Origin of the sequence: Novosphingobium aerophilum (assembly GCF_014230305.1) — a bacterium.
GTDB classification, from domain to species: domain Bacteria; phylum Pseudomonadota; class Alphaproteobacteria; order Sphingomonadales; family Sphingomonadaceae; genus Novosphingobium; species Novosphingobium aerophilum.
This window is the reverse complement of the sequence record NZ_JACLAU010000002.1, coordinates 150505-172813: the sequence shown is the minus strand read 5'-3', so window position 1 is coordinate 172813 and position 22309 is coordinate 150505. Positions and strand designations below refer to the sequence as shown.

Below are 22309 nucleotides of genomic sequence, written 5' to 3'. Positions count from 1 at the left end.
AATGAGCGACGACAGGGTGGTGATGACCGTGCGCGACGGGATCGCGGAGGTCAGACTCAACCGCCCGGACAAGCTCAACGCCGTGGACGAGGCGCAGTTTCATGCGATCGCGGCAACCATCGACGATCTGGCCGGGCGCACCGATGTCCGCTGCGTGGTCCTCTCGGGCGAGGGCAGGGCGTTCTGCGGCGGGGTTGACCTGCAGAGCCTGGCCGGACTGCCCGGGCTGAACGACCTGGCCGAGCGGACCCATGGCGAGGCCAACCTGTTCCAGCATGTCTGCTGGGGCTGGCGGCAACTGCCGATGCCGGTGATCGCGGTGGTGCACGGTTACGCTTTCGGGGCGGGGTGCCAGATCATGCTGGGGGCCGACATCCGTATCCTGGCTCCGGATGCCGAGGTTTCGATGATGGAGATCCGCTGGGGCATCGTGCCCGACATGGCCGGGTTCGCCCTCGCCCGCGGGCTCGTTCGGGACGATCTCCTGCGCGAACTGATCTTCACCGGGCGTCGGGTGAAAGCCGATGAGGCGCTGGCAATCGGCCTCGCCACCCATCTGTCGGCCGATCCCCTGGGGCAGGCGATGGAACTGGCGACGCGGATCGCGGCCTCCAGCCCGGACGCGGTCCGCGCGGCCAAGCGGCTCTGCAACCTGCCCTGGGAAACCGCAGATGCCGCCGTCCTGCTGGCGGAAGCGCGTGAACAGCAGACCCTGATGCGTTCGGACAATCACCGCGAGGCCCTGCGCGCCGCGGCCGAGGGCCGCGCGCCGCGCTATCGCGACTGATCCCCTGGCCCGAGCCGCGCGGGATCGAACGCTGGGCGGGCCAGGTGGAACCGGTCGGTGCTGCGCAGATAGGTATCGGCGCCGTGCATCCGCGCGATCAGGCCCATGGCGGCGGTGTCGAGGTGCAGCCGCTGCGGATCGGTGACGAAGGCATCGGCCACGTGCGCCACCACGATCTCGCCCACGGCGATCACCTGACCGGGGCCGATCTCCAGCATCTCGCGGCGCACACACTCGAAGCTGACCGGCGCGGTGGCGATGCGGGGCGGCTTGACCCGGCTGGATGGGGCGGTGGTCAGGCCGGCATAGTCCACCTCGCTCTGTCCCCGCGGGACCGGCGCGCTGGTCTCGACCATGCGCCCGGCATCGGCCTCGCAGACCAGGTTCACCACGAATTCGCCGGTGGCGAAAATGTTGGTCGCCGTGTCCTTGTCGCCGCCGGTCGCGCCGTCCTTCATCAGCCCGAGGACCAGCAGCGGCGGATCGTCCCCCATCGCGTTGAAGAAGCTGTAGGGCGCGGCATTGACCACACCCGCCCGGTCGACCGTGGTGACCCAGGCGATCGGGCGCGGCACCACGGTTGACACCACCAGCTTGTAGCGCTCGCGCGGGGCGAGCTCGGCCATGGTGAACTCCACGGGTGCCGCGCCCGGCTCAGCTGCCGCAAAGCGCGGCGCGCGCCTCGGTATATTCGCGCTGGAGACGGGCAACGAGCTCGCCCGCGCTCACCACGGATTCAACCGCGCCGATGCCCTGGCCGCAGCCCCAGATGTCCTTCCAGGCCTTCTTGCCGTCGGAAAACTCGGCGAAGTTCATCTTGGACGGATCGGATTCCGGCAGGTTGGCCGGATCAAGCCCGGCGCGCTCGATCGAGGGGCGCAGGTAATTGCCGTGAACCCCGGTGAAGAGGTTCGAATAGAGGATGTCGGCCGCCGAGCAATCGACCAGCATCTGCTTGTAGGCCTCATCGGCCACGGCCTCGTGCGTGGCGATGAAGGCCGAACCGACATAGGCCAGATCCGCGCCCATCGCCTGCGCGGCCAACACGGCGCGGCCATGCGCGATCGAGCCCGAGAGGATCAGCGGGCCGTCGAACCAGCTGCGGATTTCCTGGACCAGGGCGAAGGGAGACAGCGTCCCCGCGTGACCGCCGGCCCCGGCCGCCACGGCGATCAGGCCATCGGCGCCCTTCTGCACGGCCTTGCGGGCGAAGGCGTTGTCGATCACGTCATGCAGGACGATCCCGCCATAGCTGTGAATGGCCGCGTTGACGTCCTCGCGCGCGCCCAGCGAGGTGATCACCAGCGGCACCTTGTACTTCACGCAGAGCGCGAGGTCCTCTTCCAGCCGGGGATTGCTGCGGTGGACGATCAGGTTAACCGCGAAGGGCGCATCGGCATCGGTCAGTTCGGTGGTGAGCCGTTGCAACCATTGTTCGAGCAAACCCGGCGCGCGCGCGTTGAGCGAGGGGAACGAGCCGACCACGCCCGCCCGGCATTGCGCCAGGACCAGGTCCGGCTGCGAGATGATGAACAACGGAGACCCGATCACCGGGACTGACAAACGGCCTTGCAGGACTGCCGGCAACGACATGATGGATACCTCACCCAACGGGATGCCCCGGTCCTGACGGAGCAGGGGCCGCCAGCCACGACAGCCGATCGCGGGCCGGCCAGCCGGTCTCCGAAGGCGATGTCGTGCGCGGGACCCCTGCCGCGCGGCAGGTCGGGTGCGTGGACCCGGGGGGCTAACAAATTGGTTCGGCGCGAACAAGCGCCCATCTTGGCGCCTGGGCAGAGGACGGCCCGCCCCGGCCGAACGCCTCGCGCACAGCCTTGTCGCCCAGGTGGCCGGTACGGGGGCGCCCATCCCAAAGGCGCTTGTGCGGGCGGGAGGATGGCGCCTAGTCTCGGCCGGCCAAGATCGGGGAGGGAAAGCATGCGTCGGACACTGGCCCAGGGGTTGGGCTCTTTGGCCTTCGGCCTGGCGGCCCTATCGGTTTCCGGCGCGGCCCTTGCCGGTCCGGCGGCACCTGCCAGCGCTGCCGGTCCCTATGCCGGGACCGAGAAACGCGACGGCCTGTTCCCGGTCCATGTCGACAAGGCAGCGGGTCGCATCCTGCTCTCGCTGCCGGCCGCCGGTAGCGATGGCGTGGTGGCACGGGTGCTCTATGCCACGGCTCTGCGCACCGGGCTCGGTTCGGCCCCGATCGGGCTCGACCGGGCCCAGCCAGGCCCGGCCCGGATCCTGCTGATCCGTCGCCTGGGCAAGAAGGTCGCCTTCGAGCTGGAGAACCCGCGGTTCCGCGCGACCGGGGGAACGCCGGCCGAGCAGGCGGCCGCCGCCGATGCCTTCGCCACCTCGGTGCTCTGGCTGGGCGATGCGCTGGACGCGCCGGACGGGCGGCTGCTGGTGGACATCGCGCCGTTCCTCGCGCGCGACACCCGCAACGTCACGGGCCAGCTCAACACCAGTGGCGAGAAGGGCTGGCGCCTGGTCGATAGCCTGAGCGCGGCCGATCCCCAAGCGGTCCGCACCTTCCCCCAGAACCTGGAGTTCGAGGCCCGCCAGACCTACGTCAGCGACACCCCGGGGCCCGAGGTGCGCAACATCGCTCCGGATTCGCGCCAGGTCACGCTGGTGGTCCGGCACAGCTTCATTGCGCTGCCGGAAGGCGGCTATGTGCCGCGCCGGTTCGATCCGCGCGGCGGCAGCTTTTCAACCCAGATCCTCGATTTCTCCGCCCCGCTCGGCCGGCAGATCGTGCAGAACCTGGCCAACCGGTTCCGGCTGGAACGGCTCGATCCGCAAGCCCCGCAATCGCGCGTGCGCAAACCGATCGTGTTCTACATCGACAACGCCGCGCCCGAACCGATTCGCACGGCCCTGCTCGAGGGTGCATCCTGGTGGAAGGCGGCCTTCGAGGCGGCGGGGTTCATCGATGCCTACCGGGTCGAGATCCTGCCCGATGGCGTCGATCCGCTCGATATCCGCTACAACGTGGTCAACTGGGTCAACCGGGCCACCCGGGGCTGGTCCTACGGCTATGCCATCACCGATCCGCGCACCGGTGAAATCCTGAAGGGCACGGTCCTGCTCGGGTCGCTGCGGGTGCGTCAGGATATCCTGATCTACGAAGGGCTGGTCGGAGCCGACAAGACCGGGCGGGGCGGGCCGAACGATCCGGCCAAGGTGGCGCTCGACAGGATCCGCCAGCTTGCCGCGCACGAGGTGGGCCATGCCCTTGGCCTGCTGCACAATTTCGCCGGGAGCACGCAGGACCGGGCCTCGGTGATGGACTATCCGGCGCCAAGGATCGGACTGAAGGATGGCGTGCCCGACCTGTCCGATGCCTATGGCGCCGGACTCGGCCGGTGGGATCGTCATGCGATCGACTGGCTCTATGGCGATCCAGCGGCGGGCGATCCCGATCTGGCCGCGCGGGCCAAGGCCGACCGGGCGCGGCGGGAAGGGCTGCGGTTTGTTTCCGACGAGAATGCCCGCAGCGTTTCGACCAGCCAGCCGTGGGGCAGCCTGTGGGACGACGGCGCCGATCCCGTGGCGGAGCTCGACCGGACGGTGCAGGTTCGCGCCGCCGCCGTTGCGCGCTTCGGCCCGGCGGCCCTGGCGCCCGGAGAGCCTCTGGCCGATCTGCGACGCAAGTTTGTCCCCATCTGGCTGCTGCACCGCTATCAGGTGGAGGCGGCGGCCAAGCTGCTGGGTGGGCTCTACTCGCAGTATGCGGTCAGCGGCGAGGGCCGGGACGCGGCGGCGCCGGTGCCTCCGGCCGAGCAGGGCCGGGCGCTCGAATCGCTGCTGGCCACCCTGGCCCCGGCTCGGCTCGAAGTGCCCGCCGGCCTGGTACCGCAACTGTCGGCGGGAACCCCGGCCGACGATGATCGCCAGACCGAGATCGAGATCATGCCGATGGCCGGGGCCGCCGCTTTCGACCCGCTGTCGGCCGCGCAGGTGGCGGCGCAGGTGACACTCGACGCGCTGCTGGCGCCGGAACGCCTGGCCCGGCTGGCCGACCAGCACCGGAGCAATCTGGCCAGCCCCGGGCCGGACCTGATCGCGCGGCGATTGCTGGCCTTGCTCGACGGGCCGGTGGTCGAGCCTCGCCTCGGGGCAATCCGGCGCGCACTGGGAACGCGGATCGTGCTGTCGCTGGCCCGGGCCGCAGCGGCGCCCGCCAGCGGGGACGAGGCGGCGGCGGTGCTCCAGCAGGCCCTGCAGGACTGGGCCGATGCCCAGCCGCGCCGGCGCTTCGCCGATCCGGCTGATCGCGCCTGGGCGCTGTCGACGGCGCGGCTGGTGCAGGATCGGGAGGGCCTGATGGCCATGGTGACCGGAGGCAAGGCCGGGCTCGCGGTGCCCCCCGGCATGCCGATCGGCGACGACGCGGACTAAGGCCCTGTTCGCCGGCGTGGGATCGGCATCGCCCCGTTTCCGTTCAATGGAGAAAGGTTCCGGAACCCGCAGCTCGGCTGCCTGGCGCAGGGCGCCGGGTTGTGATTGCGATGAAGCGGAAAATTTGGTCGGGACGAGAGGATTCGAACCTCCGACCCCCACACCCCCAGCCGCTTTTTTTGGGGGTTCACGGTGCAACGCAATTGGTCCGATAATTCTTGATTTTCCCTACGGAATCAGCCACTTTTTTGTCACTGAAGGCGTTGCGCGGGGTGCCATTTTGATGCGCCTTGTTTCACCAAGTTGCACCACCAGCGCACCACCAGAATGATTCGCGGACCAAGCAAAGGCGGTGGACGATGCGTGCGGCACTTACCCAAATGGCAATCGATAAGTTGCCTGTTCCGGCTTCCAAAGTCGAGCATCGCGACACGAGGCTAAAGGGGCTGGTGCTGCGAGTGATGCCATCGGGCGTAAAATCTTGGTATTGCGAATACGGACGTGGGAAGCGGGTCTTCCTAGGGCGGGCAGATGTGCTCGGCGTTGCCGATGCGCGTGAGAGCGCCCGCACGATCCTTGCTGATGTTTATCGCGGGATCGATCCAATAGAGGCACGCAAGCCCAAGCCGGGCGTGCCGACCTTTCAAGACTTCCTTGATGGCGACTATAAAATCTGGGCGAAGGCCAATCAGCGGGCGCACGCGCAGAACCTCAAGCGGCTGGCGACGGCTTTCAAGCCATTGCTGAATAAGCGGCTGGATGAAATCACAGGGCTGGATGTCGAGAAGTGGCGCGCCAGTGAGATTGAGCGAGGCCTCAGTCTGGAAACCATCAACCGCGATATTTCGTCGATCAAGGCAGCGCTCAATCGAGCTGTCGATTGGGAACTGATTTCGGCCAATCCTCTCGCCAAGGTCAAGAAGTCGAAAACGGACGACTGCCTGAAGGTCCGGTTCCTCAGCGACAGCGAAGAGAAGAGGCTTCGCGCAGCAATGGATGCGCGCGAGGAGCGCCGCCGCGCCGAACGCGATTCCGCCAATCATTGGCGGCGTGAACGTGGCTATGTCCTGCTCCCCAGCTTGCGAACGGTGATGTTCACCGATCATGTGAAGCCGCTGATCCTGCTGTCGATCAATACCGGCTGCCGTCGCGGTGAATTGTTCGATCTCACGTGGTCCAACGTCGATCTCGACCGGCGCATTCTGACCGTGACAGGGGCAACGGCCAAATCCAAGCGCACGCGCCATATCCCGCTAAACCGGGAGGCTACTCTGGTCTTGCAGGGTTGGCGCGCACAGGCAGAAGACGCGGACGGGTTGGTGTTCCTCAATGAAGCCGGGGAGCGGTTTGATCGCGTGAATTTTTCGTGGCGTCGATTGCTCAAGGACGCCGAAATCGGCGCATTCCGCTGGCACGATATGCGCCATCACTTTGCATCGCGGTTGGTGATGGGTGGAGTTGATCTCAACACGGTCCGCGAGCTGCTAGGCCATAGCGACTATGCCATGACGTTGCGCTATGCCCATCTCGCTCCCGAACATAAGCTGAAGGCGGTTGAGGTGCTTGATCGTCGAACATCCCTTGCGGCGGCGGCATGACAGCTATCCTAGATTGACTTTGTTGGCAGATATGACTACATATGACGAAATCGCGTAACACCCTTCGCACAATCTCTTGGATTAAGGCGGCGCGGAAGGATTTTGAGGCGTTTCCCGAACGGGCCATGAATCGGGCGTTCGATGCCCTGACGGTTGTGGCCGATGGTGGTACGCCGGAAATCGCCAAGCCGCTCGCCGCACTTGGGGCAGGTGTCTGGGAGTTGGCGATCAAGGAGCGTGGTGACGCCTTTCGCGTCGTTTACGCACTGCAAATGGGCGATGACATCTGGGTGGTTCATGCTTTCCAGAAGAAATCGACCAAAGGAATTTCGACGCCGCGCCATGAAATCGACCTCGTGCGCGAGCGGATCAAGCGATTGAAGGAGATGCTCGATGGCTGACCATGATGACGATTTCGAGCTGGTCCGTGGTTCCGGCAACGTCTTTGCGGATTTCGATGTCCCCGACGCGAACCTTCGTCAGGTCCGCGCTATCCTTGCCGCTGAAATCGTCAAAACGCTTGATAACGAGAAGCTGACGGTGCGGGATGCCGAGGCGCGCACTGGCATTGCGGCTGCGGATTTTTCGCGTATCCGCCAGGTCAAGCTCGACCGCTTCACCATTGACCGCCTGATGCGCATTCTCGACCGGCTCAACCGTGATGTCCGCGTGAAAATTTCGGTCGCGCCTCGTGCGCGTCCGTCGAAGAGGCCGATGGCATCGCCGCTTGCTGCTTGAAATCTGACGCCCGGCTTTGGCGAAGGGCTCGGATTCTGCGGGTGTTGCAAGCTGTTTGAATGACTACGCTGCTTCGCGCAGCTGCACGATCCGCTGAAACTCCGCCAACAGTTCCGGATGGAAGCGGGCTAGGTGGTGAACCACGCGCACGTTTTCCGTCATGCGGGCCAAGTAGCCGGTCGCCAGAACCAAATCGAGATGATCGGTGCCGTAGCTTTGCTCGATCATGCGGAACTCGCGGTCGATGTTTGTCGCTTCCCGTTCCATGTGCTCGATCTGCTCATCGCTGAGGCCGCGCACGGTCTTGCGCTTTTCGCTGGTCAACAGATGCTGCGGCGTGGCGGCAACAAGCGACTTGGCATAGGGCCATGAAAACCTGTTCATCGCGATCATGGTCTCGGCGACTTCTATCTGCCGCATGGGGCGCAGTTTTTTCATCTCGCGAAAGGTGTTGAGCGGCACCATCCGGTCTTGCAACAACTTCGCCACCTCATCGCAAATTCCGCAATGAAGCCGTCCCGGATTTTGACGAACTCGGCGGGGCTAAGAGGCAATTGCTCCTGCATCCGTCCCCTCGGAGTAGGGGGAATCAATCCGCCGTTCAATTCGGAAAAGGGAGGTCGTGCTGTCCATATTCGATGCTCTGCGATGCATCGCGATGAGAACATCTTGGCACTATCTGCACCACCAGCGCACCACCATGCCGATTTGGGGGTGACGCGGCTTTTTAGAAAATCGATCTAAGTTCTTGAAATATTGGTCGGGACGAGAGGATTCGAACCTCCGACCCCCACACCCCCAGTGTGATGCGCTACCAGGCTGCGCTACGTCCCGACCGGAGCGGCGGCCTATAGGCACGCTCCGGTGAGGATGCAAGCGGGCTTGCGCGGGGTGGTGCAAATGTCTCGGCGGGAGGCAGATGCCGGCAGCGTCGGCCGGGGGGCTGGCGCTCGCGTTGCCACGTCCCCACATTGCTGCTAACCGCGCCCCATTCCGGCCGGCCCGGGCCCCGATGCCGATCCGGCATGGGCGGTGCGGGCCGGTCCTTCGATCAGAAAGCCGATGATCCTTCCATGAGCAGCGCCTCTCTTACCCTCCTCGCCGCCGCGACCGCCGGCGCCCCGCCGGCCTGGACCAGCTTCATCCCGTTTGTGGGCATGGGCCTTGTGTTCTACTTCCTGCTCCTGCGCCCGCAGATGCAGCAGCAGAAGCGGCAGCGGGCCAAGCTGGCCGCGATCAAGAAGGGCGATCAGGTGGTCACGGCCGGTGGCCTGCTGGGCAAGGTGATCAAGGTCGAGGAGCTTTATGTCGAACTCGAGCTTGGCCCCAACGTCAAGGTCCGCGCGGTCAAGGCCACGATCGCCGACGTGTTGCAGCCCGGCGGCGTCCCCGCCAACGACTGAGCTCCGCCCCCTTGCCCCGGGGTCCATGACAATGGCTGAACTCCTGCAGCAGGACGCCTGATACCGATGCTCGATTTCCCCCGCTGGAAGCAGGCCTTCTACTGGTCGCTCGCCGCGATCGCGATGCTGGCCGCCCTCCCTTCGATCTTCGCCTTTGCCCAGCTGCGCTGGCCCAGCCAGTTGCCCCGGCCCGAGGTCAATCTCGGGCTCGATCTGGCCGGCGGCAGCCACATCCTGCTCGAGGCCAATCCCGACCAGGTGCGCCGGCAGCGGCTCGAGGCGATGGACGAGGACGTGCGCCAGCGGCTGAAGCAGAATGCGCCTGACGTGCGGATCGGCGATATCTCGACCAAGGACGGCACGGTCAGCTTCCTGGTCGACGATCCGTCGCAGCTCGACAAGGCCCGCGAGGCGGTGCTGCCGCTGACCAATGGCGCGCAGCTGACCGGCCAGCGTGACTGGGACATCCAGGTGCTGGACGGCAACCGCATCGTCCTGACGCCCACCCAGGCCGGGATCGACCTGGCGGTGTCACAGGCGATGGACACCGCGACCGAGGTGGTGCGCAAGCGCATCGACGCGCTTGGCACGCGCGAGCCGACGATCATCCGCCAGGGGGCGCAGCGCATCGTGGTGCAGGTGCCCGGGCTGAAGGATCCGGCCGCGCTGAAGGCGCTGCTCGGCCAGACCGCCAAGCTGGAATTCAAGCTGGTCGACAGCACCGCCAGCCCGACCGATCTGGCCCAGGGCATCGTCCCCCCGGGCAGCCAGATCGTGCCCTGCGCCGATGCCGGTTCCTGCGGCGGTGCGCCGACTCTCGCGGTTCGCCGGCTGGGCGGGATCAAGGGCGATCAGTTGACCAACGCGCAGCAGACCTTCGAGCAGCAGAACAACCGGCCGGTGGTGTCGATCACCTTCGATCAGGCCGGTGGTGCCAAGTTCGCCAAGCTGACCAGCGAGAACGTCGGCAAGCCCTTCGCCATCATCCTGGACGGCAAGGTCATCTCCGCGCCCAACATCAACGAGCCGATCCTGGGCGGCAGTGCCCAGATTTCGGGCAACTTCACCGTGGAAAGCGCGAACCAGCTGGCGATCTCGCTGCGCTCGGGCGCGCTGCCGGTCGATCTCAAGGTGGTGGAGGAGCGGTCCGTCGGTCCCGATCTCGGCGCGGATTCGATCAAGAAGGGCATGCTCGCCATGCTGGTCGGCACGACCGCGCTGGCCGTGTTCATCCTCGTCACATATGGCCGCTTCGGGGTCTATGCCTGCGCCGCGCTGATTGTGAACGTGCTGATGATCCTGGGGATCATGGCCATCGCCAACACCACGCTGACCCTGCCGGGCATTGCCGGGTTCGTGCTCACCATCGGTGCCGCGGTGGACGCGAACGTGCTGATCAACGAGCGCATCCGCGAGGAGCGGCACCGGGGGCGGCGCGTCGTCCAGGCGGTGGAGATGGGCTACAAGGAGGCCAGCCGCGCGATCTTCGACGCCAACATCACCAACGTGATCGCCGCCGCGCTGATGTTCATCTTCGGCTCGGGTCCGGTGAAGGGTTTCGCCGTGGTGCTCGTCATCGGCATCGTCACTTCGGTGTTCACCGCCGTGACCATGACGCGGATGTGGGTGGCCAACTGGTTGCGCCGCGCCCGTCCCACCGAAATCGCGCTGTAAGGGAGAGCCGACCGTGAAACTGCTGAAGCTCGTCCCCGACAACACCAACATCCGCTTCCTGCGCTGGCGGGTCCCGTTCTACGTGGTCAGCCTGCTGCTGATGGCCGCCAGCATCACCCTGGTGATGACCCGCGGCCTGAACATGGGCGTCGATTTCGTCGGCGGGCAGATGATCCGCGTCACCTTCACCCAGTCGGCCGCCGCTCCGGTCGGTCCGCTGCGGGAGGAGGTCACCGCGCTCGGCTTCGGCGAGCCGATCATCCAGCAGTTCGGCAAGCCGAACGAGGTCTCGATCCGGATGAAGCTGCCGGAAGGGTCGGACAAGGACGCGGGCCTCGCCGACGCGATGGCCAAGCGCATCACCGCCGATATCAAGGCCAAGCATGCCGACGTGCGGATCGACGGGGTCGATTCGGTTTCGGGCAAGGTTTCGAAGGAACTGGGCTGGACCGCATTCCAGGCGCTGGGCCTCGCCGCATTGGCGGTCGCGGCCTACATCTGGATCCGGTTCGAATGGCAGTTCGGCGTGGGTGCCCTGTTCGCGCTGGTCCACGACGTGACGCTGACGCTGGGCCTGTTCGCCATCACCCAGATGGAGTTCGATCTCAACATCGTCGCGGCGCTGCTGACGCTGATCGGCTATTCGCTCAACGATACGATCGTGGTCTACGACCGCATCCGCGAAAACCTGAAGAAGTATCGCAAGATGCCGCTGCCCGAGCTGCTCGACCTGTCGGTCAACGAGACGCTGGCGCGGACGATCGTCACCTCGCTGTCGATGCTCATCACGCTGGTCGCGCTGCTGCTGCTGGGTCCGAACGTGATCTTCGGCTTCACCGCTGCGATCACGCTGGGCATCTTCGTCGGCACCTACAGCTCGATCTATATGGCGGCGCCGATCCTGATCTGGCTGAAGGTCACCCCGAAGAGCTTCGTCCCGACCGAGAGCGAGATCGACAAGCAGGAACGCCTCGCCCGCGAACGCGGCTGAGGCCTGAGCGCCTGGTCCCCGGGCAGGACCACAGGATCAGACGATCAACCTGCGCCAGTGATCGATCAGGCTGGCGGCGTTGGCCTCCCAGCTGAAGCCCGCCGCTCCGGCGCAAACCGCCTCGCGCGTTGGGCGGTGGGCGAGCAAGTCGCTGACCGCCATGGCGATGTCCTGGCCGTCACGCCCGGCGAAACGGCCGTAATCGGGGCTGGTCAGCAATTCCTGCGCGCCGGGGATCGGGGTGGTGACCACCGGGGTTCCGCAAGCGAGGGCCTCGACCCAGGCGTTGGCCAGGCCCTCGCTGGCGGTCGGCAGGACGAACACGTCGGCGGCCGAAAGGACCTGGGGGAGATCGGTATGCGGAACTGGGCCCAGGAAGCGGACCCGCTCACCGACGCCGCGATCCCGGGCCAGTCCGCGCAAGGCCGCCTCGTCCGGACCGGCCCCGGCCAGCACCAGGGTGGCTTCGGGCAGAGCAGCCAGGGCCTCGATGGCGTGGCGCTGGCCCTTGCGCGGGATCAGGGCGCCCACCGTGGCGAGCACCGGTCCCGCTTGCGGCAAACCCAGGGCGGTGCGGCAGGCGGCCTGGTCGAGCGGACGGAACACCGTGCGGTCCAGACCTGTGCGGTGCACGGTGATCCGTTCGCGCGGCAGGCCCAGGGTGACCATGTCGTCGGCCAGACCTTGCGACACGGCCAGCAGTCCGGCAGCCGCCTGTCCGGCCCGTCGCACCTGCTCGGCCGTGCCCGCGGCATGTCCCCAGTGATGGATGTCCGCACCCCGAGCCTTGATCGAGCACGGCACGCCCAGCGCTGCGGCCAGACGAACCGCCGCGGGGCCGTCGGGATAGAAGAACTGGGCATCCACCAGGTCGAACGGTTGCGCCGCGTGGAGGCGGCGGACGATCGGCCACACCGCGCGGACGATGGCCCCGGGGTTGAAGCGGCCGCCAATGGCCGGCAGCAGGCGGAACCGCGGGCGCAGCACGTCGACGCCGTGCCAGGTCTCGCGCTCCGGCAGGCCCCGGAGCGAGCGGTAGCGGGAATGGCGGTCGAGCGGGAAGGGGGGCAGCCCCACCGGGTTGACCAGGGTCAGGTCAACCGCGCCGGTCCGGACCACGGCCTCCATCTGCCGCGCGACGAAGACCCCGAAGTTGGGCGCGGCCGCGTTGGGATAGAGCGTGGCCAGGGACAGGACGCGCAGGCGCCCGCCAGGATGACTCACAGCGTCAGGCTGATTCACAGGGGCCGGACGAGCATGGCGGCCACCGCCAGCCAGGCCGGATTTTCGATCACGATCTGGCGCTGGCCGATACCCGGCGGCAACACGGCCAGCCGACGCCCGTCGCGGTCGACCAGCCGGCCGAAAGCAAAGCGGCCGGCGGGCCGGGGAACCAGCACGTCACGGTTGAGCAGCCGACCCCACCCCGAGTCATTGACGATCTGTCGCAGCCACAACTGATCGCCCGCCCGGTACTCCCCGCTGCTCGCTTCGATGGTCAGGGCCACCAGCGGATCCTCGCCGGCCATCTGGCTGGGCAGGATCGCCTCGCGCGGATGGGTCAGGGCCTCGGCCCCGCTGTCGGTCAGACGCGCAACCGTCATCGGGACCAGGCCGTGCTCGCTCCGCACCAGCAACTGCGGATCGACCTGCAGGGCGGCGGCGATCCGGTTCATCCAGGTGAGCGACAATTGCCGCATGCCGGTCTCGAGCCGGCCGATCGTCTGGGCCGTGGTGGGCGGAACGCAGCGGGCCGCGACATCGGCGAGGGTCAGGCCCTTGTCCTTGCGGATATCCCGGATGCGGTTGATCAAGCGCCCTCTCCCATGGCTGAGCGATAACCATATTGGTGTTTTCGCTTTCCTACAAGCCGCGCTTACTGGCACGTGACCGCGCCGAGGGAGGATGAATCGATGAAGCGTCATCTGGTCGAGCGGGAGTGGACCGAAGTGGGACCCGGACCGCGCGTTCCGGCGCCCAACGGGCGGAGCGTGACGGTCAATCTCGCCGAATCCCCGCTGACCTGGCTCCATGCGCGGGGGCATCTGACCGATCGCGAACTGGCAGCGGGGGAATGCCTGCGCCGCGATTTCGAGGCGGCGCAACTGGTTCCCGGAACCACCATGCGGTGGGACCCGGTGAAGCTGGGCGGCGTCGGCGCCGGCCTAAATGCGACGGAGCGCCAATTGGCCGCGCGCGAGCGGTTCCATGCCGCCGTCGCGGCCGCGGGTGCCGGGTTGTCCGATGTGCTCTGGCGGGTGGTCTGCGCGGGAGAGAGTCTGGCCGATGCGGAGCGGGGCCTGGGTTGGCCCAGCCGCAGCGGCAAGCTGGTGCTGCGCTTCGCGCTCGATCGGGTCGCGGGCTTTTACCGTCTGCGCTGAAGCGATGGCCCATCAAGCACTTGGGCCCGTGTCCCGGCTTGCCCGACCCGGCGCGGCTGTGCCAACAGGTCACCTTTGCAACGATATCGAGGGCAAACATGGATCGTCGTCAGTTTCTGGGGAGTGGCGCCGTCGCCGCGCTGGCCAGCCGTATCCCGCTGGCCATGGCTGCCACCCCCGCCGACGATCGCCTGGTCAATGCCCTGGATCGGCAGTTCTACGGCGAGCTGATGCTGGAGCCCGAAGCTGCGACCTCGCTCGGGCTGGACAAGGGGCCCTACGCGGCGCTCAAGAGCCAGCTCAGCGACTATGGCCCAGGTGGGCGCGAGACCGCCCTGCGCTTTGCCCGGCAGTCGCGCGATGCGCTGAAGGCGATCGATCCGGCGGGGTTGAGCCCGGCGATGCGCCGCAATCGCGAGATCGCCTTGTTCCGCGTCGATTCTGACATCGAACCGGCGCGGTTCGGGCTGTCGAGCGCGCAGTCGCCCTATCCGATTTCCCAGCAGGACGGGGCCTATTTCGGCGTGCCCGATTTCCTCGCCAACCAGCATACGATCGAGACCGGGGCCGATGCCGAGGCCTACCTCGCGCGTCTTGCCGCTTTTCCGACCGCGCTCGATGCCGAAACCGAACTCCAGCGGTCCGAGGCGGCCCGGTCGATCGTCGCGCCGGCCTGGTCGCTCGATCTCGCGCTGGGGCAGATCCGCCAGCTGCGATCGGGCGCAGCCGAGCAGAGTGGCCTGGTGCAGTCGCTGGTCGAGCGGGCGCGGGCCAAGGGGCTGGCCGGGGACTGGGAGCGCCGGGCGGCCCAGATCGTCAGCACCGGGGTCTTTCCCGCGCTCGATCGCCAGGCGGCCCTGCTGGAACGGCTCAAGACCACCACCCGGCCCGGCGACGGCGCCTGGCGTCTGCCCCAGGGCGAGGCGATCTACACCATGGCCCTGCGCCATGCGACCACCACCGATATGACCCCGGACGAGGTCCACAAGATCGGCCTTGATCAGGTTGCCGAGCTGACCGCGCAGCTCGACGCGATCCTCAAGGAGGCCGGCTACACCCAGGGCTCGGTGGGATCGCGTCTCGTCGCGCTCAACACCTCGGCGGACCAGCGCTTCCCCAACACCGATGCCGGGCGCGAGGCGTTGATCGCCTCGCTCAATGCCGATGTGACGAAGATGACCGGCCTGCTGCCCCGGGCCTTCAATCGCCTGCCGACCGAGACCCTGGAAATCCGGCGCGTTCCTCCGGAGATCCAGGACGGCGCGGCCAACGGATACTACTATCCGTCGGCCCTCGACGGCACCCGCCCGGCGATCTACTGGATCAACCTCAAGGACACCGGGGACTGGCCCAAGTACCAGCAGCCGTCACTGACCTATCACGAAGGGGTTCCGGGCCACCATCTGCAGGGCGGCGTTGCCCGTCTCGGCGGTGACCTGCCCAAGCTGCTGCAGAACTATTTCATCTCGGCCTACGGCGAAGGCTGGGCGCTTTATGCCGAGCAACTGGCGGACGAGCTCGGCGGCTACAAGGGCATCGAGCGGGCCGGCGATCTGCAGTCGTTCCTGTTTCGGGCGACCCGGCTGGTGGTGGACACGGGGCTCAATCACAAGCGTTGGACCCGTGAGCAGGCGATCCGCTACATGGTCGAGACCACGGGCTTCACCCAGGGCCGCAGCCAGCGCGAGATCGAGCGCTATTGCGCGTCGATCGGCCAGGCCTGCAGCTACAAGATCGGTCACAACAAGTGGCTCGAGCTGCGCAACCGGGCCCAGCAGAAGCTGGGCGCCCGGTTCAGCCTCGGCTGGTTCCATGACGTGCTGCTCGAAGGGTCGATGCCGCTGGCCCTGCTCGACCGGCGGGTGAACGAGCGGATCGCGGAGCGCCTTGCGGCGGGGTGAGGGGGCGGTTTGGCCCAAACCCCTCTTGAGCTGTCCCCGTTCGTGTCGAGCGCAGTCGAGACACGTTGCCCCCGGCCTCTCGATTGCGCTCGAGGCGAACGGGGACAGACGGTTATCGGTGGATAGACCTGATCAGCCCTCGACCAGCTCGGCCAGCTCCAGCCAGCGCTCTTCGGCCGCATCCTTTTCCGCACGGGCCTTGTCGATTGCCGCGGTCAGCGCCGCGAACCGGGCGGGATCGCGGGCATAGAGTGCGGGATCGGCCAGGGCCGTCTCATCGCGGGCAATCGCCGCGGCGAGCTCCTCGATCCGCTGCGGCAGCAGATCGTAGTCGCGCTGATCCTTGTACGACAGCTTGGTCTTCTTCGGGGCTGCAGGCGGGGGCGGGGCGGCGGCCGATGCCTTCGTCGCCGCGTCGGTCCGCTGGACCGGCTTGCCGGCCAGCCGGGCCTTGCGCTGTTTCTCCCAGTCGGCATAGCCGCCCGCGACGATATCGACCTTGCCCGACCCGTCCATGCCCAGCGTGATCGTCACCGTGCGGTCCAGGAAATCGCGGTCGTGGCTGACGATCAGGACGGTCCCGTCGTAATCGGCGATGACCTCCTGCAGCAGGTCGAGCGTTTCGAGGTCCAGATCGTTGGTCGGCTCGTCCAGCACCAGCAGGTTGGAGAAGCGGGCGAACTCGCGCGCCAGCAGCAGGCGCGATCGCTCACCGCCGGAGAGGGTGCCGACCCGGGCCTCGACCATGCCGGGATCGAACAGGAAGTCCTTCAGATAGCCGTGGACGTGCTTGCGGACACCCTGGACGTCCACCCAGTCGCCGCCTTCGGCCACCACGTCGCGGACCCGCTTGTCCGGCGCCATCAGGCTGCGTTGCTGGTCGATGACGATGGGGGTGAGCGTCTTGGCGAGGGTGACGGAGCCGCTGTCGGGCTCCAGCTCGCCGGTCAGCAGCTTGAGCAGCGTGGTCTTGCCCGCGCCGTTCGCCCCGACCAGGCCGATCCGGTCACGGCGCGTGATGCGCAGGGAAAAGTCCTTGACGATGACCCGTTCGCCGAAGCGCTTGGTGACCTTGTCGGCGACGATCACGGCCTTGCTCTTGGCATCGTCACTGGCCAGCGCGAGCTTGGCCGCGCCCTGCGGGCTGAGCATCGCGGCGCGCTGGGCGCGCATTTCGTAAAGCTTCTCGAGCCGGCCCATGTTGCGCTTGCGCCGCGCTGTGACGCCCCGCTCCAGCCAGTGCGCCTCGATCTTCAGCTTGGCGTCCAGCTTCTCGGCGGCGCGGGCCTCCTCGGCATAGACCGCTTCCATCCACGCCTCGTAGCCGCCGAAGCCGATCTCGCGCCGGCGCAGCGAGCCGCGATCCAGCCACAGGGTCGCCCGGGTCAGGCGTTCCAGGAAGGTGCGGTCATGGCTGATCACCACGAAGGCGCCGTTGTAGCGCTGCAGCCAGCCCTCCAGCCATTCGATCGCGGCGAGATCGAGGTGGTTGGTCGGTTCGTCGAGCAGGAGCAGGTCGGGTTCGCTGGCGAGGGCGCGGGCCAGGGCGGCACGGCGGCGCTCCCCGCCCGAGGCGCTATCGGCCCGGCGCGACAGATCGATCCCGAGCTGGCCGGCGATGGCCTCGACTTCGTGGCGGGGCGGGGCGTCCCGGCCCGACAGCGCGAAGTCGAGCAGGGTGTCGAAGCCGGTGAAGAACGGGTCCTGCTCCAGCGTGACGATGCGCGTGCCGGGCTGGACCGACCGGGTGCCCCGATCGCCCTCGACCGCGCCCGACAGCAGCTTGAGCAGGGTCGTCTTGCCCGCGCCGTTGCGCCCGATCAGGGCGAGGCGATCGCGCGGGGCGATGTGGATGTCGAGGTCGCGGAAGAGCCAGCCCGAGCCCTGTTGCAGGCTGAGGCCCTCCCACGAGAGGATCGGTGCGGCGGCCATGGCGGGGCGTTAGGCGGCGGGCGGCGGGAAGGCAAGGGAAAGGCCGGGCCCTGCGCGCCGTCTACGCCATTCACACCTTGTTCAACGCGTCCGGCTTAGGCATCAGGGCGCTATGGAACGTTCGATCGGCAAGTCCCTCCTGCTTGGTGCCGCGATCGCGGGAGCCGTCGCGGCGGGCTGCGGCCCGGCCCGCGCCGCGACCGGCGAGGACGCCCAGGCGCAGCTCCGGCGCGAGATCCGGGCCGGCAACGTCCGCCCCCCGCGCGAGGTGGAAGCCCGCGTCATCGCGATGATGGCGGGGATGCAATACCTGGGTCCCGAGTACGATTCCGTGGCCATGGCCTATCGCTTCAAGTTCATCCGCGACGGCCGGGTGGTCTTCGTCGACGTCGATGCGCGCACCGGCCAGGTGCTTGACCGTCGCTAGGCCCCGGCATGGCCCGCTCCGCGACCGGCGCCCGGCTTGACGCCCCGGGCTATTCTGCCCATCACGCCGCCCGAACCATCCGTCTCCAGGGAACCCACTGACATGCGCATCCTGATCGTCGAGGACGAACCCACCCTGGGCCGCCAGCTCAAGACGACGCTGGAGCAGACCGGCTATGCCGTGGACCTTTCGACCGATGGCGAGGACGGGCACTTCATGGGCTCGACCGAGGAATACGATGCCGTCGTGCTCGACCTGGGCCTGCCCGAGATCGACGGGCTGACCGTGCTCGGCATGTGGCGCAAGGAAGGGCGCAATTTCCCGGTGCTGGTCCTGACCGCGCGCGACAGCTGGTCCGACAAGGTGGCGGGGCTGGATGCAGGGGCGGACGATTACCTGGCCAAGCCGTTCCAGACCGAGGAGCTGATCGCCCGGCTGCGTGCGCTGATCCGCCGCGCCTCGGGCAATTCGTCGAGCGAGCTGATTGCCGGTGACGTGCGGCTCGATACCCGGTCCGGGCGGGTCACGCTGAAGGGCGAGCCGGTCAAGCTGACCGCGCAGGAGTACAAGCTCCTGTCCTACCTGCTGCACCACAAGGGCAAGGTGGTCAGCCGGACCGAACTGATCGAACACATCTACGATCAGGACTTCGACCGGGATTCGAACACGATCGAGGTGTTCGTCACGCGCATCCGCAAGAAGCTGGGGGCCGACGTCATCACCACGATCCGCGGGCTGGGGTACAGCCTGGACGATCCGGCCGAAGCCCCGCGCGGCTGACCCTGGCGACCGGCGCGCGTGACGGATCCAGCCCAGTCGGACGAAGGCACCACTTCGGCACCGGCCGTGCGGGCGCACACCGGCTCGCTGTCGCGCCGCATGATGCTGATCGCGGCCGGGTGGATCACCATCCTGCTGCTGGTCGGCGGGCTGACACTCGACCGGACGCTGACCGGCCTGGTCACCCGCAATCTCGATGATCAGCTGGGCTACATGCTGACCGCCATGGTCGCCTCGGCCGAGGTCGATTCGGCCGGCGAGGTGTTCTTCAACCGCCCACTGGGCGACCAGCGCTTCCTTGAACCCAACTCGGGCCTGTACTGGCAGATCAGCGGACCGGGGCATGACGATTTCCCCTCGCGCTCGCTGTGGGACCGCAGCCTCAAGGTCCGCGCCGGCCACTTCGACAACGAACCCCACATCTATGACAGCAACCAGTTCGCCGGCGAGCCGCTGCGGATGATGGAGCGGTCGATCATCCTGCCGGGCAGCGACACCAAATGGTGGTTCGTGGTCGCCGCCAGCCGCAAGGAGCTGGACGCCCAGATCCGGCGCAACCGCCTGATCCTGGTGTGGAGCTTCATCGTGCTGGGCGCCGGTCTGTTCCTGATGGCCGGGATCCAGACCTGGTACGGGCTCGGCCCGCTGCGCCGCGTGCGCATGGCGATCAAGCGGTTGCGCACCACCGGGGCCAACCGCGTGACCGATCCCCTGCCGCTGGAGGTCCAGCCGCTGGTCGAGGAGCTCAACGGGCTGCTTGCCCATGCCGAACGTCAGGCCGAGGAGGCGCGGATGCACGCCGGCAACCTGGCCCATGCGCTCAAGACCCCGCTGACCGTGGTGATGAACGCCGCCACGGCCCGCGCTCCGGACCTGGGTGACACGGTGATCCGCGAGGCGGCGGTGATGCGGCGCCAGGTCGATCACCACCTGGCCCGGGCCCGCGCGGTCGGCCGGCGTGCGGTGGGCCAGTCGCGCGCGACCGTGGCCGAAAGCGTGGAGGCGGTGCTGCGCGCGGTGACGCGGCTCTATGACCGCACCCGCTTCGATCTCGACGGGGACCGCAATGCGGCCGTGGCGGTGGAGCGGCAGGATCTCGACGAGATCCTCGGCAACCTGATCGAGAACGCGGCCAAGTATGGGGGCGGATCGGTCTTCGTCACGATCGATGCCGTGCCGGACGATCCTGCCACCTGCGAGATCTGGGTCGAGGACGATGGCACCGGCATTCCCGAGGCCGAGCGGACCCGGATCTTCGATCGTGGAGCGCGGCTCGATACCGGCAAGCCGGGAACCGGGCTGGGGCTCGCCATCGTCCGCGACGTGGCCGAGATCTATGGCGGGACGGTGGAGCTGGGCGAAAGCGAGGACCTGGGCGGCTTGATCGTCAGGCTGCGCCTGCCGCGGGCGGCTGTCTAACCATCGATCGCGGGCAAGGCCTAGCTGCCGGCCTGGGCCTGGTGGTGGTGGCGGATCACCTCGTCGATGATGAAGCGCAGGAACTTTTCGCCGAAATCCGGATCGAGCTGGGCCTCGGCGGCGAGCTTGCGAAGCCGCGCGATCTGGCGATCCTCGCGCCCCGGGTCCGACGCCGGCAGGTTGTTCGCCGCCTTGTAGGCGCCCACCGCCTTGGTGATCCGGAACCGTTCGGCCAGAATGTGGATCAGCGCCGCATCGATATTGTCGATGCTGGCGCGAAAACCGGCGAGAACCGCATCCGGAGCGGGATCCGGCGCAAGAGTGTTCCTGTCGTGAGCCATCGGCAGGGCCGCTAGCACGGGATGCGGGGCAAGTCCAAGCCAGTGAATCCGGCACGCCACCGGTCCTGCCCATCGGGTTCCCTTGACGAACCGCCGCCCCTTGACCAAGGACGCAGGCATGAGCGCTGACATCATCCCGCTGCGCGCCGCGGCGCCCCAGCCTTCGCTGGCCCCCCTGCTGTCGCTGACCGCGCCGGGCATGAACAGCGTGAACGCCATCATCCTGGACCGGATGCAGAGCGAAATTCCCCTCATCCCGACGCTGGCCGGGCACCTGATCGCCGGTGGCGGCAAGCGGATGCGGCCGATGCTGACCATCGCCGGGGCGGCGCTGTGCGATTACCAGGGCGCGCGCCACCACAAGCTGGCCGCCGCGGTGGAGTTCATCCACACCGCCACCCTGCTGCACGATGACGTGGTCGACGGGTCGGAGCTGCGCCGCGGCAAGCAGACCGCGAACATCGTTTACGGCAATCCCGCGACCGTGCTGGTCGGCGACTTCCTGTTCACCCGCGCCTTTGAGCTGATGGTCGAGGACGGCAGCCTCAAGGTGCTCAAGATCCTGTCCAAGGCCAGCTCGGTGATCGCCGAGGGCGAGGTGGACCAGTTGACCGCGCAGCGCCGGGTGGAAACCAGCGAAGAGCATTACCTGTCGATCATCGGCGCCAAGACCGCCGCGCTGTTCGCCGCCGCCACCCGGATCGCCGCCGTGGTGGCCGAACGCAGCGAGGCCGAGGAGGCCGCGCTCGATGCCTATGGCCGTAACCTCGGCATCGCCTTCCAGCTGGTCGACGACGCGATCGACTATGACTCCGAGGCCGACGAGATGGGCAAGGGCAAGGGCGACGATTTCCGGGATGGCAAGATGACCCTGCCAGTGATCCTGGCCTATGCCCGCGGCAGTGCCGAAGAGCGCCGGTTCTGGCAGGAGGCCATCGCCGGCTTCCGCACCGAGGACGAGGACCTGGCTCATGCGGTGGCGCTGATCGCCAAGCATGATACCGTTTCCGCCACGCGTGAGCGGGCGCGGCACTATGCCCAGCGGGCGATCGACGCGATCGCCGTGTTCCCCGCCGGTCCCGCCCGTTCGGCCATGGCCGAGGCGGCCGAGTTCGCGGTGGCGCGGCGGTACTGATTCGCCGATTACGTTCAGGTTCGGTGCGGCTGGGCTGAACTGGTTGACACGGTTGACAGGGTTCTGAGGACGTCTGTCAGGCTGCCCCGGTGGGCGGGTTCTGGCTGGTGTCTGGGGATGGGGCCGGCGCATTGGCCCAGCGTGGCAGGTCGGCGCCGGGTAGGAAAATGGGTGGTTTGGGTCGCGTGGGACACCAGACGCAACCCCCGCCCTTGTCCGACCCCCGCTCGGCCTGAGCCTGTCGAAGGCGACGCGCCAACAGCCGCCCCACACTCCTGCCAGCTCCCAACTCAGTGGAGCATCAGCAGGACCAGGCAGCACCCGCCGCGCGTGGGCTTCGACACGCTCAGCCTGATCGGGTGTGGGGCGTGACCGTCTGGTCACTTCAGCCT

The 22309-nt window shown here is 67.5% G+C and carries 21 protein-coding genes and 1 tRNA gene; 14 read left to right on the top strand and 8 right to left on the bottom strand.

Annotated features, from left to right (window positions below; all coding sequences use genetic code 11):
• The first annotated feature begins 1 nt into the window (after position 1).
• Complete coding sequence (locus H7F49_RS02980; protein ID WP_185682076.1) at positions 2-787, top strand: crotonase/enoyl-CoA hydratase family protein; 786 nt, start codon at positions 2-4, stop codon at positions 785-787.
• On the opposite strand, the gene H7F49_RS02975 is transcribed toward H7F49_RS02980, so the two are convergent.
• Both H7F49_RS02975 and H7F49_RS02970 read right to left on the bottom strand, forming a co-directional pair.
• Positions 775-1413, bottom strand: coding sequence for a flavin reductase family protein (locus H7F49_RS02975; RefSeq protein WP_185682075.1), 639 nt, complete (start codon positions 1411-1413; stop codon positions 775-777). The genes H7F49_RS02980 and H7F49_RS02975 overlap by 13 nt on opposite strands.
• 28 nt (positions 1414-1441) lie before the next feature.
• The gene (locus H7F49_RS02970) at positions 1442-2380 is read right to left on the bottom strand and encodes an NAD(P)H-dependent flavin oxidoreductase (protein ID WP_185682074.1); all 939 of its coding nucleotides are present in this window, start codon (positions 2378-2380) and stop codon (positions 1442-1444) included.
• Positions 2381-2725: 345 nt separating this feature from the next.
• Here H7F49_RS02970 and H7F49_RS02965 point away from each other — a divergent pair, with 345 nt between their 5' ends.
• From H7F49_RS02965 to H7F49_RS02950, 4 genes are all read left to right on the top strand, one after another.
• Entirely contained in the window at positions 2726-5197 is a 2472-nt protein-coding gene (locus H7F49_RS02965) for a zinc-dependent metalloprotease (protein ID WP_185682073.1), read from the top strand.
• 359 nt (positions 5198-5556) lie between these two features.
• Positions 5557-6795: a tyrosine-type recombinase/integrase gene (locus H7F49_RS02960; RefSeq protein WP_185682072.1), complete on the top strand. Its 1239-nt coding sequence runs from the start codon at positions 5557-5559 to the stop codon at positions 6793-6795.
• Between the two features lie 41 nt (positions 6796-6836).
• Complete coding sequence (locus tag H7F49_RS02955) at positions 6837-7196, top strand: type II toxin-antitoxin system RelE/ParE family toxin (RefSeq protein ID WP_185682071.1); 360 nt, start codon at positions 6837-6839, stop codon at positions 7194-7196.
• Positions 7189-7533, top strand: a complete 345-nt coding sequence (locus H7F49_RS02950; protein ID WP_185682070.1) for a helix-turn-helix domain-containing protein — start codon at positions 7189-7191, stop codon at positions 7531-7533. The genes H7F49_RS02955 and H7F49_RS02950 overlap by 8 nt, the downstream gene beginning before the upstream one ends.
• Positions 7534-7596: 63 nt before the next feature.
• Here the strand turns inward: H7F49_RS02950 and H7F49_RS02945 are convergent, their stop codons facing one another.
• Together H7F49_RS02945 and H7F49_RS02940 are read right to left on the bottom strand one after the other, a co-directional pair.
• Positions 7597-8034, bottom strand: a complete 438-nt coding sequence (locus H7F49_RS02945) for a plasmid partitioning protein RepB C-terminal domain-containing protein (protein WP_328806498.1) — start codon at positions 8032-8034, stop codon at positions 7597-7599.
• Positions 8035-8290: 256 nt separating this feature from the next.
• Positions 8291-8367 (bottom strand) — tRNA-Pro (locus H7F49_RS02940).
• Between the two features lie 239 nt (positions 8368-8606).
• Here H7F49_RS02940 and yajC point away from each other — a divergent pair.
• The 3 genes from yajC (at position 8607) to secF (ending at position 11601) form a co-directional block, all read left to right on the top strand.
• Positions 8607-8936, top strand: coding sequence for a preprotein translocase subunit YajC (yajC, locus tag H7F49_RS02935; RefSeq protein WP_185682068.1), 330 nt, complete (start codon positions 8607-8609; stop codon positions 8934-8936).
• A gap of 66 nt (positions 8937-9002) precedes the next feature.
• On the top strand, positions 9003-10610 hold the full coding sequence (gene secD / locus H7F49_RS02930; protein WP_185682067.1) for a protein translocase subunit SecD: 1608 nt from the start codon (positions 9003-9005) through the stop codon (positions 10608-10610).
• Between the two features lie 13 nt (positions 10611-10623).
• Positions 10624-11601: a protein translocase subunit SecF gene (gene secF, locus H7F49_RS02925; protein ID WP_185682066.1), complete on the top strand. Its 978-nt coding sequence runs from the start codon at positions 10624-10626 to the stop codon at positions 11599-11601.
• Between the two features lie 36 nt (positions 11602-11637).
• Here the strand turns inward: secF and H7F49_RS02920 are convergent, their stop codons facing one another.
• Complete coding sequence (locus H7F49_RS02920; protein WP_328806482.1) at positions 11638-12825, bottom strand: glycosyltransferase; 1188 nt, start codon at positions 12823-12825, stop codon at positions 11638-11640.
• Positions 12826-12839: 14 nt separating this feature from the next.
• Complete coding sequence (locus tag H7F49_RS02915; RefSeq protein WP_185682065.1) at positions 12840-13415, bottom strand: helix-turn-helix domain-containing protein; 576 nt, start codon at positions 13413-13415, stop codon at positions 12840-12842.
• Between the two features lie 99 nt (positions 13416-13514).
• Between H7F49_RS02915 and H7F49_RS02910 the strand changes: the two genes are divergently transcribed.
• The gene (locus H7F49_RS02910) at positions 13515-13982 is read left to right on the top strand and encodes a DUF6456 domain-containing protein (RefSeq protein WP_185682064.1); all 468 of its coding nucleotides are present in this window, start codon (positions 13515-13517) and stop codon (positions 13980-13982) included.
• Between the two features lie 98 nt (positions 13983-14080).
• Entirely contained in the window at positions 14081-15883 is a 1803-nt protein-coding gene (locus H7F49_RS02905; protein WP_185682063.1) for a DUF885 domain-containing protein, read from the top strand.
• A gap of 132 nt (positions 15884-16015) precedes the next feature.
• On the opposite strand, the gene H7F49_RS02900 is transcribed toward H7F49_RS02905, so the two are convergent.
• A complete protein-coding gene (locus tag H7F49_RS02900; RefSeq protein ID WP_185682062.1) occupies positions 16016-17815 on the bottom strand; it encodes an ABC-F family ATP-binding cassette domain-containing protein in 1800 nt (599 codons plus the stop codon).
• Positions 17816-17927: 112 nt separating this feature from the next.
• Here H7F49_RS02900 and H7F49_RS02895 point away from each other — a divergent pair, with 112 nt between their 5' ends.
• The 3 genes from H7F49_RS02895 to H7F49_RS02885 all read left to right on the top strand — a co-directional run bounded on the left by H7F49_RS02895 (position 17928) and on the right by H7F49_RS02885 (position 20441).
• Positions 17928-18242 carry a PepSY domain-containing protein gene (locus H7F49_RS02895; protein WP_185682061.1) on the top strand — a complete coding sequence of 105 codons (315 nt, stop codon included), beginning with the start codon at positions 17928-17930 and terminating at the stop codon, positions 18240-18242.
• Positions 18243-18344: 102 nt separating this feature from the next.
• Positions 18345-19022 carry a response regulator transcription factor gene (locus H7F49_RS02890; protein WP_185682060.1) on the top strand — a complete coding sequence of 226 codons (678 nt, stop codon included), beginning with the start codon at positions 18345-18347 and terminating at the stop codon, positions 19020-19022.
• A 99-nt stretch (positions 19023-19121) separates the two neighbouring features.
• Positions 19122-20441, top strand: a complete 1320-nt coding sequence (locus tag H7F49_RS02885; protein ID WP_185682170.1) for a sensor histidine kinase — start codon at positions 19122-19124, stop codon at positions 20439-20441.
• Positions 20442-20461: 20 nt separating this feature from the next.
• Here the strand turns inward: H7F49_RS02885 and H7F49_RS02880 are convergent, their stop codons facing one another.
• Positions 20462-20782: a chorismate mutase gene (locus tag H7F49_RS02880; RefSeq protein ID WP_185682059.1), complete on the bottom strand. Its 321-nt coding sequence runs from the start codon at positions 20780-20782 to the stop codon at positions 20462-20464.
• A gap of 118 nt (positions 20783-20900) precedes the next feature.
• On the opposite strand from H7F49_RS02880, the gene H7F49_RS02875 reads away from it, so the two are divergent.
• Positions 20901-21917, top strand: coding sequence for a polyprenyl synthetase family protein (locus tag H7F49_RS02875; RefSeq protein WP_185682058.1), 1017 nt, complete (start codon positions 20901-20903; stop codon positions 21915-21917).
• The last annotated feature ends 392 nt before the right edge of the window (positions 21918-22309 follow it).